Origin of the sequence: Neorhizobium sp. NCHU2750 (genome assembly GCF_003597675.1) — a bacterium.
Lineage (GTDB): Bacteria > Pseudomonadota > Alphaproteobacteria > Rhizobiales > Rhizobiaceae > Neorhizobium.
In genome coordinates this window covers 3690873-3705691 of sequence record NZ_CP030827.1, presented here as the reverse complement: position 1 = coordinate 3705691, position 14819 = coordinate 3690873, and the positions used below count along the sequence as shown (strand labels likewise).

General features: G+C 61.8%; 6 protein-coding genes. 4 read left to right on the top strand and 2 right to left on the bottom strand.

The window, feature by feature from the left end; translation table 11 throughout:
- Nucleotides 1-22 precede the first annotated feature (22 nt).
- From NCHU2750_RS17935 to NCHU2750_RS31185, 3 genes are all read left to right on the top strand, one after another.
- Nucleotides 23-844, top strand: coding sequence for an endonuclease/exonuclease/phosphatase family protein (locus NCHU2750_RS17935; RefSeq protein WP_119941794.1), 822 nt, complete (start codon nt 23-25; stop codon nt 842-844).
- A 107-nt stretch (nt 845-951) separates the two neighbouring features.
- Nucleotides 952-1926 (top strand): threonine ammonia-lyase, encoded by a 975-nt coding sequence (locus tag NCHU2750_RS17930; protein ID WP_119941792.1) that lies wholly within the window; start codon nt 952-954, stop codon nt 1924-1926.
- 179 nt (nt 1927-2105) lie between these two features.
- Nucleotides 2106-2240: a hypothetical protein gene (locus tag NCHU2750_RS31185; protein WP_256377693.1), complete on the top strand. Its 135-nt coding sequence runs from the start codon at nt 2106-2108 to the stop codon at nt 2238-2240.
- A 38-nt stretch (nt 2241-2278) separates the two neighbouring features.
- On the opposite strand, the gene NCHU2750_RS17925 is transcribed toward NCHU2750_RS31185, so the two are convergent.
- Nucleotides 2279-3457: a M20 aminoacylase family protein gene (locus NCHU2750_RS17925; RefSeq protein WP_162939673.1), complete on the bottom strand. Its 1179-nt coding sequence runs from the start codon at nt 3455-3457 to the stop codon at nt 2279-2281.
- 338 nt (nt 3458-3795) lie between these two features.
- On the opposite strand from NCHU2750_RS17925, the gene NCHU2750_RS17920 reads away from it, so the two are divergent.
- Nucleotides 3796-12270 (top strand): glycoside hydrolase family 94 protein, encoded by an 8475-nt coding sequence (locus tag NCHU2750_RS17920; protein ID WP_119941790.1) that lies wholly within the window; start codon nt 3796-3798, stop codon nt 12268-12270.
- A 705-nt stretch (nt 12271-12975) separates the two neighbouring features.
- On the opposite strand, the gene NCHU2750_RS17915 is transcribed toward NCHU2750_RS17920, so the two are convergent.
- Complete coding sequence (locus NCHU2750_RS17915; RefSeq protein ID WP_119941788.1) at nt 12976-14763, bottom strand: glucan ABC transporter ATP-binding protein/ permease; 1788 nt, start codon at nt 14761-14763, stop codon at nt 12976-12978.
- Nucleotides 14764-14819: the final 56 nt, after the last annotated feature.

Here is a 14819-nt window from a genome sequence, read left to right as displayed (position 1 = left end):
CCGATTTTGAGAATGAACGACGATGCCTGAAAAGCGTGCAACCCTTCCCGCCAGCATCCTAGCATCCATCCGTGCCCGCAAGACGAGGGGGTCGGTTGCTCATTCACCGCATGATCGTGCCGCCGGCATTCTCGTTGCCTCCTACAATGTGCACAAATGCGTCGGGGTGGACGGCAGGTTCGATCCAGGCCGGATCGCGCAGGTGATCCGCGAGATCGGGGCAGATATCATCGCGCTGCAGGAGGCCGATACGCGGTTCGGCGAGCGCCGCGGCCTGCTCGATCTCGCCTGGATGGAGCGCGAGACGGGGCTCTGCCCGGTGCCGATCTCGGGTGTCACCAAGGCACATGGCTGGCACGGCAATGTCGTGTTCTTTCGCGAGGGGGCGGTGCGCGACGTGCACCAGTTGAAATTGCCGGGGCTCGAGCCGCGCGGTGCGCTGATTGCCGAACTCGACCTCACGGGCGGCCAGACATTTCGGGTGATCGCCGCCCATCTCGGCCTACTCAACCGGTCCCGTCATCAGCAGGCGCGAATGATTCTCGAAATTCTCAGCGCCCGCGAGGAACATCCGACGGTGCTGATGGGCGATCTCAACGAATGGCGTCTGGGAGACCGGTCGTCGCTTAACACGCTTTCGACCGTTTTCGGCCTGCCATCGGCGGTGCCGAGCTTTCCCTCCCGGCTGCCGGTTCTGGCGCTCGACCGGATCATGGCGAACCGGCCCGGCCTGATCGACCGGGTGGAAACCCATGACACATCCCTGTCGCGGCTCGCCTCCGACCATCTGCCGATCAAGGCGATGGTGAGGATAGGCGCGCTCGCCAATGGCGCTGTCGGCTGAGCGCCGATGGAATTGACAGGGTGACAATCTTCCCGGCAGCTGTCGCTTTACCTCTCCCCTGAGCGCGCATAGATTTTTCCCATTCGTATTTTCGAACTGGGATTTCCATGACCGATATTGCCATGATCGAAGCCGCCCGAGCCCGTCTCGACGGCCATGCCCGCGTGACCCCGTTGCTTTCCTCTCCCTTCCTCGACGACATTGCCGGGCGCAGGGTGCTGGTGAAGGCCGAATGCCTGCAGCATACGGGATCGTTCAAGTTCCGCGGTGCCTGGTCGGCGATTTCCGCGTTGTCGCCCGAGGATCGGGCGCGGGGCGTGATCGCGTTTTCCTCCGGCAACCATGCCCAGGGCGTGGCGCTTGCGGCAAGAATGCATGGAATCCCGTCCGTCATCATCATGCCGGCGGATGCCCCGGCGCTGAAGATTGCCAATACTCGCGCCTATGGCGCCGAAGTGGTGCTTTATGACCGGGTGAAGGAGAGCCGCGACGAAATCGGTGCGCGGCTTTCCAAGGAGCGGAACCTGACGCTGATCAAGCCGTTCGACGAACCGCTGGTGATTGCTGGCCAGGGCACGAGCGGGCTGGAGATCGCCGAACAGGCGCAGGCGCTCGGCATCGACAAGGCGGATGTGCTGGTGCCGGTCAGCGGCGGGGGGCTGTTGTCGGGCATTGCGCTTGCGCTGGAAGCGAAGGCGCCGGGCTTCGTCACGTATCCCTGCGAGCCGGAAAATTTCGACGACATGACCCGCTCACTCGTCTCCGGAAAGATCGAACGCAACGCATCGCTTTCGGGCTCGCTCTGCGATGCAATCCTTGCGCCGCAGCCGGGCGATATCACCTTCCCGATTGTCAAGCGGCTCGCCGGACCGGGGCTGGTGGTGACTGAGGAGCAGGCGCTGCATGCCATGGCGCTGGCCTTCACCCGCCTGAAGATCGTCGTCGAGCCGGGCGGAGCGGTGGCGCTTGCCGCCGCACTCTTCCACGGCGAAACGCTCGGCGAGACCGTGATTGCGGTCTGCTCAGGCGGCAATGTTGATGGCGAGGTCTTCCGGATGGCGCTGGAGAAATTTCCGGATTAAGGCCGGAAAAAGGCGAAGGGGCATAATAAACCGTTAACGGTACAATGGGGCCGTTAACGGAAAAGGATTTTCCAATCTTGTCTTTCTGCTTGGAACTTTATCTCTACCAAGTTGATAGGGATACGGTAGCATCAGCCATCACCCGGAGAATGGTGGCAAGATAAAGCTGGAGGAAGATCATGCGACAGACTGTTCAGACAAGATCGTTTTCTCACCGTCATTCGCCTTTTGCCAGCTGGCAGTCCGCCACGCATCTGGCAATCGCCGTTGCCGCCTTCGCCTTCGTCGGCGCAGTGACGCTCGGGATTTTCTGAGACGCTCCGCGTCGGCGGTGGGGCAACTGCCCCACTCGTCATTTCAGCGCCAGATAGGCTTCGGCCAGTTCCACCCACAGGCTCGTGCCGATCGGCAATGCATCGTCGTTGAAGTCGAAGCGCGGGTGGTGGAGGGATGGATCATTGTCCGTCTTCGCGGTCCCTAGGAAAAAGTAGCTGCCGGGGCGCTCCAGGAGCATATAGGCGAAATCCTCGGCCCCCATCATCGGGCGGGCGATTTCGGCGACGTTTTCGGGGCCGACCACTTTCCTCGCAAGACCTCTGACGAAATCCGTTTCCGCCTTGTGGTTGACCACCGCCTCGTAGCCGCGGCTGTACTCCACCGTTGCGGTCATGCCGTAGCTTTCGGCCTGGCCTTCGGCGATGGCGCGGATGCGCTCTTCGAGGAGATCGCGCACCTTCGGGTCGAAGGAGCGAATGGTGATGGCCATCTCGGCGCGTTCGGGAATGACATTGCTGGCAATGCCGGCATTGAAGGCGCCGACGGTGACGACGGCCTGATCGAGCGGGTGGACATTGCGCGAGACGACGGTCTGCAGCGCCATGATGATGCTGGCGCCGGCAACGATCGGGTCGGCTGCCGCCTGCGGCTCGGCGCCGTGGCCGCCGCGACCGTTGACGATGATGCGGCAATCGTCGACGGCGGCCATGATCGGCCCTTCCTTGACGAAGACCTTGCCGAAGGGCATGCCCGGATCGTTGTGCAGGCCGAACACCGCATCGCAGGGAAAGCGATCGAACAGACCCTCGTCGATCATGATCTTGGCGCCGCCGAAATTCTCTTCCGCCGGCTGGAAGATCAGGTGGATCGTGCCGTCGAAATTCTTCCGTTCCGCAAGGATCTTGGCTGCACCAAGCAGCATGGCGGTGTGTCCGTCATGGCCGCAGGCATGCATGACACCGGCGTTCTTGCTGGCGTAGTCCGCACCGGTTTCCTCGGTGATCGGCAGGGCATCGATATCGGCGCGGATGCCGACCGTGCGGGCGCTTGTGCCGTTGCGAAGCGTGGCGACCATGCCGGTCTTCGCCAGGCCGCGGGTCACCTCGTAGCCGTATTCGGCAAGCTTGCCGGCAATGAAATCCGAGGTCCTGAATTCCGAAAGGCCGAGTTCCGGGTATTCGTGCAGATGCCGGCGGATGGCGACGACCTCGGCCATGACATTGGAGGTCATGTCGTTTGAAAATCGCAGTGTCATCCTCAACCCTTTCGGTCATTTCGCAGAAGCAAGGCGGTGGTATAGCAGCCGATGGCGCAGGCGCCAATGACGGCGTGCTTTCTCTAAAAAATCAAACGTTTGAATCCGTTCAGCCTTTATTCAGGCTAATGCAATTAAAGCGATAGACTGTGTCAATCCGATTTGCAGCTGGCGATAGTTGATGTGTTTCGTTTGCAATATTGAAGCCGGCCTCTATCTCCCTTCGCGCGGATTGCACCGAAACCGGCCGTCGCGTCTCAAATGGCGGCAGTGTTTTTCGGCGTAGGCCGAGCAATCTGGCCTATCAACCCCGATCTTTCATTCAGAAGCCCGTATCCATGTCCCTTGACCTTCAAAATCCAGGCTCCCCGCGCGAAAAAGACGTCAAGCAGGTCGATCATAACGATTCGATCCGCGCGACCTATCTCACGGTCGAAGACTTGAGGGATCTCGGCGTGCAGCTCGGGCGGGGCGATATCAATTCGCTTCCCGGCATCATGCCTTTCGAGTTTTTCCAGCAGCATTCGGACAACGAGAAGGAAATTCTTCGCGTCTACCGGGCAGCGGCACTCGATGTCGATGCCGGTGCATCGATCACGCCGGCGGCCGAATGGCTGCTCGACAATTATTACATCGTCGAGGAAGCGATCCAGGAAGTCCGCCGCGACTTCCCGAAGAAATTCTTCAAGCAGCTGCCGAAGCGGGTCGTCGACGGGCAAAAGATCCCGCGCGTGCTGGCGCTTGCATGGCTCTACGTCGCCCATACCCATAGCGGCCTCAACCGCGAGACGCTTGCCGCCATGGTCGAGGGTTTCCAGGAAAACGAACCGCTCGAAATCGGCGAACTCTGGGCGCTGCCGTCCTTCATCCGCTTCGTGCTGATCGAGAACCTCCGTCGCATCGCCACTCGCGTCGACCGTTCGCGCAACATGCGCAAGGCGGCCAATGACACGGCCGACGAGGTCATTCGCCTCAATGACGAGGCGGAAGGCATGAAGGTGCTTTCGGGCGTCGAGAACCTTGCGCGCGACAATACGTTTGCGGCGCAGTTCCTCTACCGGATGCGCAATGCCTCGCAGGCCTCGGGTTATGCAACATCCTGGCTGGAGCAGCGCCTTGTCGCCGCCGGCACGGATGTCGAGACCGTCACCCAGTCGGAACAGAGCCGTCTGTCGTCCGGCAACGTGACGATGGGCAATATCATCAAGAGCCTGCGCCTGATCATCGATACGGAGTGGAGCGTCTGGTTCGAGGACGTTTCGCAGATCGACCGTCTGTTTCGCGAACACACCGATTACGAGGCGCTCGATTTCGGTTCGCGCAACACCTATCGTAACCGCATCGAGAAGCTCGCAAGGCTTTCCAAGCGCAGCGAGGCGGAAGTCACCCAGGCGGCGATCAAGCTTTCAACCGAAGCAGCGGCGCGCGATCCCGACGTGCGCGAGACGAATGTCGGCGCCTTCATCGTCGGCCGTCATCGCAAGGAGCTCGAGGCTGCCGTCGGCTACAAGCCGCCGATCCTTCAGCGGACGGTGCGCGCCTATCGCAAGCTGAACTGGCTTGCCATCGCGGCGCCGGTCATCCTGCTGACCGTGCTCGCCATGGCGATTGCCGGCTATTTCCTCGTCCATGCGGCCATCCCGCTTGCAGTCGTCGTCATCCTTCTTTTGATGCTGGCGCTGCCTGCCTCGGAAGGAGCGACAGGCCTGTTCAACACGTTGGCCACCTATTTCACCAAACCGGCACGGCTGACCGGCTACGAGTTCAAGGAAGGCATTCCGGAAGAGGCGCGGACTTTGGTCGTCGTGCCTTGCCTGATTTCCAACCGCGACACGGTGGACGAACTCGTCCGCAATCTCGAGGTCCATTATCTCGCCAACCCGAAGGGCGAGGTCTATTTCTCGCTGCTTTCCGACTGGCGCGACAGCAAGACCGAGCAGAACGAAGCTGACCTCGAAATCCTCGATTACGCCAAGCGCGAGATCGCAGCGCTCAACGCCCGCTACAAGGGCGAGGCCGACGGCGGGATCGACGGCGACCGCTTCTATCTCCTGCACCGCCGCCGGCTCTACAATCCGAACGAAGGCGTCTGGATGGGCTGGGAGCGCAAGCGCGGCAAGCTGCACGAGCTGAACCTGCTTCTGCGCGGCGACCGCGATACGACCTATCTTCAGGGCGCCAATACGGTGCCGGCAAATGTCCAGTATGTCATGACGCTCGATGCCGATACGCGCCTCATCCGCGATGCGGCGACCAAGCTCGTCGGCAAGATGCATCACCCGATCAACCGCCCGGTTCTCGATCCGGCCACAAACCAGGTGGTTCGTGGCTACGGCCTGATGCAGCCGCGCGTGACGCCGTCGCTGACGACGGGCACGGAAGCCTCGGTCTTCCAGCGTGTCTTCTCGGTCGGCCGCGGGCTTGATCCTTACGTCTTTGCCGTTTCCGACGTCTATCAGGACCTGACCTCCGAAGGCTCGTTCACCGGCAAGGGGCTCTATCATGTCGATGCCTTCGAGGCGTCGCTGAAGGGCCGTATCGAAGAGAATGCGGTTCTCAGCCACGACCTTCTCGAAGGGTCGTTCGCGCGCTGCGCCCTCGTCACCGATGTCGAACTGGTGGAGGATTTCCCGACCCGCTATGAGGTCGAAGTGTCGCGCCAGCATCGCTGGGCGCGTGGCGACTGGCAGCTCATTCCCTATATCTTCGATGCCAAGCGCGGCGTGACCGCCCTCGGACGCTGGAAGATGCTGGACAACCTGCGCCGCTCGCTCACCCCGATCGCCTGGTTCTTCGCCTCGGTGCTCGGCTGGTATTTCATGGACCCGCTAGGCGCGCTGATCTGGCAGATCCTGTTGATCTTCTCGCTGTTCGTCGCTCCGACGATCTCGCTTCTGACGAACCTCCTGCCGCGTTCGAGCGATAATGTCGCCAAGGCGCATTTCTATTCCGTCTGGTCGGATGTGCGTTCGACCAATGCGCAGGTCGCACTGCGTATCGTGTTCATCGCCGATTCCGCCTGCATCATGACGGATGCGATCGCGCGTTCGCTTTACCGCCTGTTCGTTTCCCGCAAGCTGATGCTGGAATGGAAGACGGCTGCGTCGATCCAGTCCAACGCGCAGGGCAGCCCGACCGATTATTACCGGTCCATGTGGCATGCGCCGGCGATTGCCGTACTCAGCATTCTTCTGGCCGCCATTCCGGGCGACAATGCCTTCCTGGTCGGCATTCCGTTCGCGATTCTCTGGATCTTCTCGCCGCTCGTTGCCTGGTATGTCAGCCAGTCTGCAGAGACGGAAGACAAGCTGTTCGTGCCGGAAAACGTCTCGGTCGAGCTGCGCAAGATCGCGCGCCGCACCTGGCGCTATTTCGAAATGTTCGTGACGCCGGAGCATAGCTACCTGCCGCCGGACAATTATCAGGAAAAGCCCAATCCCTCGATCGCCAAGCGCACCTCTCCGACCAATATCGGCGTCTATCTTCTGTCGACGATCTCGGCGCGTCACTTCGGCTGGATCAGCTTTGCCGAGACGGTGGAGCGGCTGGAGCAGACGCTTGCGACCGTCGAGAAGGCCGAAAAATTCCGCGGCCACATGTTCAACTGGTATCACATCGATACGATGAAGCCGCTTGTGCCGCGCTATGTGTCGTCGGTCGACAGCGGCAACTTTGCCGGCCACCTGATCGCGATTTCGTCGGCCTGCCGCATCTGGGCGGAAGCACCCTCTGCGCATCTGCAGGGCAATCTCGACGGTATCGGCGACGTGGCCGGCATTCTCGGCGAGACGCTGAAGGCACTGCCGGACGACCGAAAGACCGTTCGCCCGCTGCGCCGCCGTCTCGAAGAGCGTATTGCCGGCTTTGCCAATGCGCTCGCAGCCGTCAAGCGCGAGCATGAATTCGCCTCGATCCGCATCATCAACCTGTCGGTGCTTGCCCGCGACATCCAGAAGCTTTCGACCAATCTCGACCACGAGGTTCGTTCGGCGCAGAGTGATGAAGTGACCAAATGGGCGGCATCGCTTGTTGCCGTCTGCGAAGCGCATATCGCCGACAGTACATTCGACAATGCCAATGTCGAGGACCTGCGCGATCGTCTGGCCGTGCTGCGCGACAAGGCGCGCAAGATCTCGCTCGACATGAACTTCAAGTTCCTGTTCCGCAAGGATCGCCGCCTCCTGTCGATCGGCTACCGGGTCGAGAGCAACGAAGTCGACGAGGCCTGCTACGACCTCCTGGCGTCGGAAGCCCGCCTGACCAGCCTGTTCGGCATCGCCAAGGGCGACCTGCCCAACGAGCACTGGTACAAGCTCGGCCGCCATGTCGTGCCGATCGGCGCGCGCGGTGCGCTCGTCTCCTGGTCGGGTTCGATGTTCGAATATCTGATGCCGCCGCTCGTCATGCAGGAGCGCCAGGGCGGCATCCTCAACCAGACCAACAACCTGATCGTCAAGGAACAGATGAACCATGGCCGCCGCCTCGGCACGCCGTGGGGCATTTCGGAAGCCGCGTTCAACGCGCTCGACCATCAGATGCACTATCAGTACACCAATTTCGGCGTGCCGACGCTCGGTCTCAAGCGCGGTCTCGGCCAGAACGCGGTCATCGCGCCCTATGCGTCGATCCTCGCCAGCCAGTATGATCCGATCTCGGCGGTGGAAAACCTTGCCGAACTGCGGTCTCTCGGCGCGCTCGGTATCTATGGCTTCCATGATGCGGTCGACTTCACGCCGACCCGCGTGCCGGAAGGCAAGCGCTGCGCCGTCGTCTACAACTACTATGCCCACCACCACGGCATGTCGGTCGCGGCCGTTGCCAACGTCGTGATGAACGGCCTGTTGCGCGAGCTCTTCCATGCCGATCCGCTGATCGAAGCGGCCGAGCTGCTGCTGCAGGAAAAGGCGCCGCGCGACATTCCTGTGATGAGCGCCAAGCACGAGGAGAAGCCCGGCACCGGCGGCGGCGAGCTGCTGCGCCCCGAAATCCGCACGATCAACAATCCAGCGACCAAGGACCGCGAACTGGTTCTGCTGTCGAACGGCCACTATTCGCTGATGATGACGGCGACCGGTTCCGGTTATTCCCGCTGGAACGGGCTGACCGTCGCCCGCTGGAAGCCCGATCCGACCGAAGACCGCTGGGGCCAGTTCATCTTCCTGCGCGATACCGCAAGCAACGACTGGTGGTCGACGACCGCCGAGCCGCGGCGGGCGGAAGGCGAGCAGTCGAAGGTGGTGTTCGGCGACGACAAGGCCGAGTTCCACAAGACGGTCGGCGACCTGACCAGCACGGTGGAAGTCATCGTCGGTACCGAGCACGATGCCGAAGGCCGTCGCGTGACGCTGCTCAACATGGGCGACGAGGACCGCTTCATCGAAGTAACCTCCTATATGGAACCCGTGCTTGCCGGCGACGAAGGCGATAACGGCCATCCGCTGTTCTCGCGCATGTTCATCAATACCGAGATCGGCAAGCGTGGTGACGTGATCCGCGCCTGGCGCAACAAGCGCGAACACAGCGATCCGGACGTCTTCGTGGCGCATCTCGCCGCCGACAATGCCGGCTCGTCGCGACCGACCGAATACGAGACCGACCGCCGCAAGTTCCTCGGCCGCGGCCGCACGCTGTCGGAGGCCGCCGCCTTCGATCCGGGTGCGACGCTGTCGAATACCGATGGCTTCACGCTCGATCCGGTGCTTTCGCTGCGCCGTACCGTCCGTGTGCCGGCCGGCAAGAAGGTCAGCGTGATCTTCTGGACGATTGCCGCAGCCAAGCGCGAGGACCTCGACAAGGCGGTCGAACATTACCGCCATGTCGAGACGTTCCAGAACGAATTGACCCAGGCCTGGACCCGCACCCAGATGCAGATGCGCCATCTCGGCGTCACCTCGCAGGATGCGGCGGCCTTCCAGCATCTGGCCCGTTATCTCGTCTATCCGGACATGCAGCTGCGCGCCGACCAGCAGACGCTGAAGACCGGCATGCAGGCCCAGTCGGGTCTGTGGAAGTCGGCGGTGTCCGGCGACCTGCCGATCTTCACGCTCCGCATCAATGACGAGGCCGACCTGCCGGTCGCCAAGGAAGCGATCCTGGCGCAGCAATATCTGCGTTCGCGCGGGGTCGTTTCGGATCTCGTGATCTTCAACGAGCGGGCGGCCGAAGACGTCACCGACATGCAGCAGTCGATCGAGCAGATGGCGACCCGCATGGGCCAGGAGGGCGGGCGCACGCATGTCTTCACCCTGCGCCGCGATCTTCTCGAAGATGTCGGTTCCGATGGCCTGATCGCCGCCTCGCGCGTCGTGCTTCATGCCCGCAATGGCCAGATGGCCGATCAGCTGAACCGCACTAGCACGATCTTTGCGCCGTCCACCGAGCATCAGATCGACGCCGATCGTCGCCCGCTTTTGAACGGCGAGATCTTCGCGCGTCCCGACGTTCAGCCGGAAGCGCCCGAAGGTCTCGACTTCTGGAATGGTATCGGCGGCTTCTCGGAAGAGGGCAACGAATATGTGGTTCACCTTGCCGGTGGCCAGTCGACGCCGCATCCGTGGATCAACGTCATCTCCAACGACAATTTCGGCTTCCACGTGTCTGCCGAAGGCTGCGGCTTCACCTGGGCGGAAAATTCCCGCGACTACCAGCTGACGCCATGGACCAACGACCTCGTCATCAACCGTCCGGGCGAAGGCTTCTACGTGGCCGATGCCGAGACGGCCAAGGTCTACACGCCGTTCGCAGCGCTTTCGCGTCGTCCCGAAGTGATGTTCGAGACCCGCCACGGGCTCGGCTATTCGGTCTTCTCCAGTGAGGAAGACGGGCTGGCTCTGGAAGTGACGCAGACGGTCGACCGCGTTCGCCACGCCAAGTACTCGCGCGTCAAGCTGAAGAATTCCGGTTCTGCTCCCCGCAAGCTGAAGCTCTATGGCTATGTCGAGTGGCTGCTCGGCTCCAACCCGCAGCGCACCGTGCCCTATATCCTGCCGATGCGGGACGAGGCGACCGGTGCGCTGATCGCCACCAATCCGTTCAGCATCAATTTCGCCCGCCATGCCTTCCTCGGCATGAGCGAGACGCCGTCCGGCTTCACGGTCAGCCGTCGCGAATTCATCGGCCGCTTCGGCTCGGTGCAGATGCCGGCGGCGGTGATGTCGGGCTCCAATCTCAGCGGCTCTCTCGATCTCGACGGCGACCCGTGCGCAGCACTCGCCTATGATATCGAACTTGCCGCGGGTGAAGAAACCGAAGTCACCTTCTTCATCGGCGATGCCAAGACGAAGGAAGAGGCCTGCGCTCTTGCGGCCGAACTGAAGCTCGTCAAGTTCGACGAGGCGCTGGCCGCCAATCGCGGCTTCTGGAACGAGTTCACCGGACGCCTGAAGATCTCGACGCCGGACAAGTCGCTCAACAACATGGTCAACCACTGGCTGCCTTACCAGGCACTCGGATGCCGCATCATGGCTCGTACCGCCTTCTACCAGGCATCGGGCGCATTCGGCTTCCGCGACCAGTTGCAGGATACGCTGGCCTTCCTCGTTCACGAGCCCTCGCTTGCCCGCAAGCAGATCATCAATGCCGCGTCACGCCAGTTCAGGGAAGGTGACGTGCTGCACTGGTGGCTGCCGCATAACGGTTCGGGCGTGCGCACGACGATTTCCGACGACGTGGTCTGGCTCGCCTATGCGATCAACCAGTATGTGTCGGTCACCGGCGACGAGACATTGCTTGAGGAGAAACTGCCGTTCCTTGCGGGCCAGATTCTCGAAAAGACCAAGCATGACGCTTTCATCCAGCCGGAAGTGACCAACGAGATCGGCACGCTTTACGAACATGCGGCACGGGCGCTCGATCTCGCGATCGACCGCACCGGCGACATGGGCCTGCCCTTGATGCTCGGCGGCGACTGGAACGACGGCATGAACCGTGTCGGCGTCAACGGCCGCGGCATGAGCGTGTGGCTCGGCTGGTTCCTGGCCGCAGCACTGCGCGACTTCATTCCCTATGCCGAAGAGCGCAAGGACATGAAGCGTGCGGATCGCTGGAGGAAGCATATCGAGACGCTCAAGGATGCGCTCGAGACCGATGGCTGGGACGGCACCTATTATCGCCGCGGCTATTTCGACGACGGTTCGCCGCTCGGTTCTTCCAAGAGCGACGAATGCCGCATCGACAGTCTCGGCCAGTCGTGGAGCGTGCTTTCCGACCAGGGCCGGATGGACCGCCGCGACCAGGCGATGGATGCCGTCATGAACCAGCTGGTGGACGAAGAGACGGGCATTATCCGCCTGTTCACGCCGCCCTTCCAGAACACCCGCCGTGATCCGGGCTATATCAAGTCCTACCCGCCGGGCGTGCGTGAAAACGGTGGCCAGTATACCCATGCGTCGATCTGGGTGGTTCTGGCGCTGGCGAAGATGAAGCGCAGCGACGATGCGTGGAAGTGCTTCCAGCTGATCAACCCGATCAACCATTCGCTCGACCGCGATGCGGCCGACAAGTACCGCGTCGAACCCTATGTTGTGGCTGCCGATATCTACGGTGCCGGCGACTATGAAGGGCGTGGCGGCTGGACCTGGTATACGGGTTCTGCAGGCTGGCTCTACCGCGCGGCGATCGAGGGTATTCTCGGCATCAAGCGCAATGGCGAGCACCTGCATGTCGATCCGTCGCTGCCGACCGGCTGGGATGGTTTCGAAGCCGAACTGACGATCGAGGGCAAGGCCCACAGGATCAAGGTGGAAGGCGGCAACGTGACCGTCAACGGCAAGGCAGCCGGCAAGGATGGCGGGTTCCTGCTGTCGTCGAAATAGGCCTGTAGCTGACCAGACGCTGAAATGGCATCGGCCCGGAAACTCAAGCGGTTTCCGGGCCGATGCTGTTCTAGGTCGGCATGATGGATGTCTCCAGAAGAAGGCCAGCATCAGTGACCGCGGCGGGCGATCCCGTCACGGCCGGCTCGAAGGGGAGGGCGGGCAGTGCGATGGTGGATGGTATGGGTGTCAGGCATTCTGCCCGCCCGATCGTCCGGCGTTTCGGAAGGGATGGCGGAGGGTGAGGACCCCGCCTTTCCCGTCCGGTGGAGGATTTTGCCCTGACGGCATGTCCTCCCGCCTTTCGACCATCATCGTGCGCCGGATTTTGCTCCGTAGGCGTCCGGTTCGCGACCCGGCCCCCTGCTCGATGACGTAATCAGGTTACGGCGGGTTCGGCGGGGCGGGGACGATGGGGGAAAAGATTTTTATCAGGGCGTTGATTCAAAACGGCGTTTTTTGCTCAGATGGGGGATTTCGTCCCCGCTATCTCCGTGTTGGTGGAGAGCAGAAGGCCTCATTCCTCATGGGCATCCCAGGGCTTCAACCAAGGATGCCCGGTTGTCTGCCGTGGTTCTTCCGGCTGCAAGGTGATCCGATGCCAGAGGCAAGCCGCAGGATGCCATCGCGAAAGGGATATTTTTGGAAAGATAAAGGCCCGGTACTCGATCGAATACCGGGCCTTTCAATGTCGCGAAGACCGCCTCACGCTTGGCTTTGTGTCGCCTCCGGCTTCTTGCCTTTCTTCGCGGCATCGTCCTCGTCGCTGTCGTCCAGGAGGCCGCTGGTCTTGAGAAGCGAGGCGAAGCGGCCGCCGAGGTGGCTCAGTTCGTCGTAGCTGCCCATTTCGGCAATGCGGCCGCCATCGAGGAAGATCACCTTGTTGGCGTCGCGTACGGTCGAAAGCCGGTGGGCGATGATGAAGGTGGTGCGGTTGTGCCTGAGCTTGTCGATCGCCACCTTCACCCGCGCCTCGGTTTCGACGTCGAGCGCGCTGGTTGCCTCGTCAAGGACGAGGATCGGGGCATTCTTCAATATGGCGCGGGCGATGGCGATGCGCTGGCGCTCGCCGCCCGAAAGTTTGTTGCCCCTTTCGCCGACCGCGGTCTCGTAGCCGTTGAGGCGGCTTTCGATGAATTCGGTGGCAGCAGCAGCCTGTGCCGCCTTGATGATGTCGTCGTCGGTGGCGCCTTCCCGGCCGAGGCGAATATTGTCGCTGATCGAACGGTTCAGAAGGCCGGCATCCTGGAATACGGTGGCGATCTGCTGGCGAAGCGACTTGCGGGTGACCGTCGATATGTCGGTGCCGTCGATGAGGATCTTGCCCTTTTGCGGATCATAGACGCGCTGCAGGAGATTGATGAGCGTCGTCTTGCCGGCGCCGGTCGGTCCGACGATCGCCACCGTCTCTCCGGCCCTGGCGATGAAGGAAATGTCGTGCACGCCCTGCTTGGTATTGGCAAAGCCGAAGGAGACGTCGCGGAACTCGACTTCGCCCCTGGCATCGCGCAATTCGCCGGCATTGGCCGGCTCGGTGCGATCGTCGACGGAATCTTCGAGAATGAAGAAATCCTCAAGCTTGGCGCGGGCCTCGAAGATCTGGGTGGCGAACTGGCGCAACAGGTCGAGGCGGGCGATCAGCAGGTTGGCAAAGCCGATGAAGGCCACGACGTCGCCGACGCGGATCTTGCCGTCCTGCACCAGCATCGTGCCGATGACGAGGATGACGCCCATCGAAACGGTCGATGCGGTGCGATTGAGGCCGCCGGCCAATGCCCACCAGTCGAGGACCGGATATTGGGCGGCGAGCAGGTCCTTGGTATAAGCCTTCAGCGCCTGGGTTTCAGCCTCGATGCGGTTGTAGCTGTGCAGGACCGACACGTTGCTGATCGAATCGCTGACATGGGAAAAGACCTGGTGGTAGTGGCTTTCCACCGACGCCTGGCCTTCCTTGGTGCGCTTCATCACCGCCACGCCGATCACCCAATAGAAGATGCTGAGGACGAGGAGGACGATCGACAGGCGCCAGTCCATCGAGATTGCGGTTGGAATGAGCAGGACGATCGCCACCGCTGTTGCAAGATGGGTGCGCATGAATTCGAGCCAAAGGCCGAACAGGCTTTCCGATGCCCGCAACAGGGTATGCAATGCGTTCGACGTGCCGCGCTGGTGATGCCAGGAGAGCGGCATGGAGATGATGCGGCCGAAGGCCTCGGTCAGTAGCGATGCCCGGCGTCCATGGGCCAGTCGGTCGGCCTCGCGTGCGACAAGAACGTAGGCTATGGTGTTGAAAACACCGAAGCCTGCCCATAACATCAGGACATGCGTCACGGCGCCGCCGGATGATATGGCATCGATGATCCAGCCGAACAGGACCGGCTCAGCGATGGTGATGACGGCCAGGACGATGTTGGCGATGACGATGGCGGTCACCCGCCATTTGTTTTTGGCAAGGTATCCGAGTGCCCGTGCGTAAACTTGTAATAGTGTCAAACCGCTAACCTCTTCAGTCGTCGTCACCCATATGTGGGGCAAATGACCTGTATGGA

Bases quoted from the DNA above. Each gene is read 5' to 3' on its own strand.
- NCHU2750_RS17935 (WP_119941794.1), top strand. From the start codon at position 23: ATGCCTGAAAAGCGTGCAACCCTTCCCGCCAGCATCCTAGCATCCATC.
- NCHU2750_RS17930 (WP_119941792.1), top strand. From the start codon at position 952: ATGACCGATATTGCCATGATCGAAGCCGCCCGAGCCCGTCTCGACGGC.
- NCHU2750_RS17920 (WP_119941790.1), top strand. From the start codon at position 3,796: ATGTCCCTTGACCTTCAAAATCCAGGCTCCCCGCGCGAAAAAGACGTC.
- NCHU2750_RS31185 (WP_256377693.1), top strand. From the start codon at position 2,106: ATGCGACAGACTGTTCAGACAAGATCGTTTTCTCACCGTCATTCGCCT.
- NCHU2750_RS17925 (WP_162939673.1), bottom strand. From the start codon at position 3,457: ATGACACTGCGATTTTCAAACGACATGACCTCCAATGTCATGGCCGAG.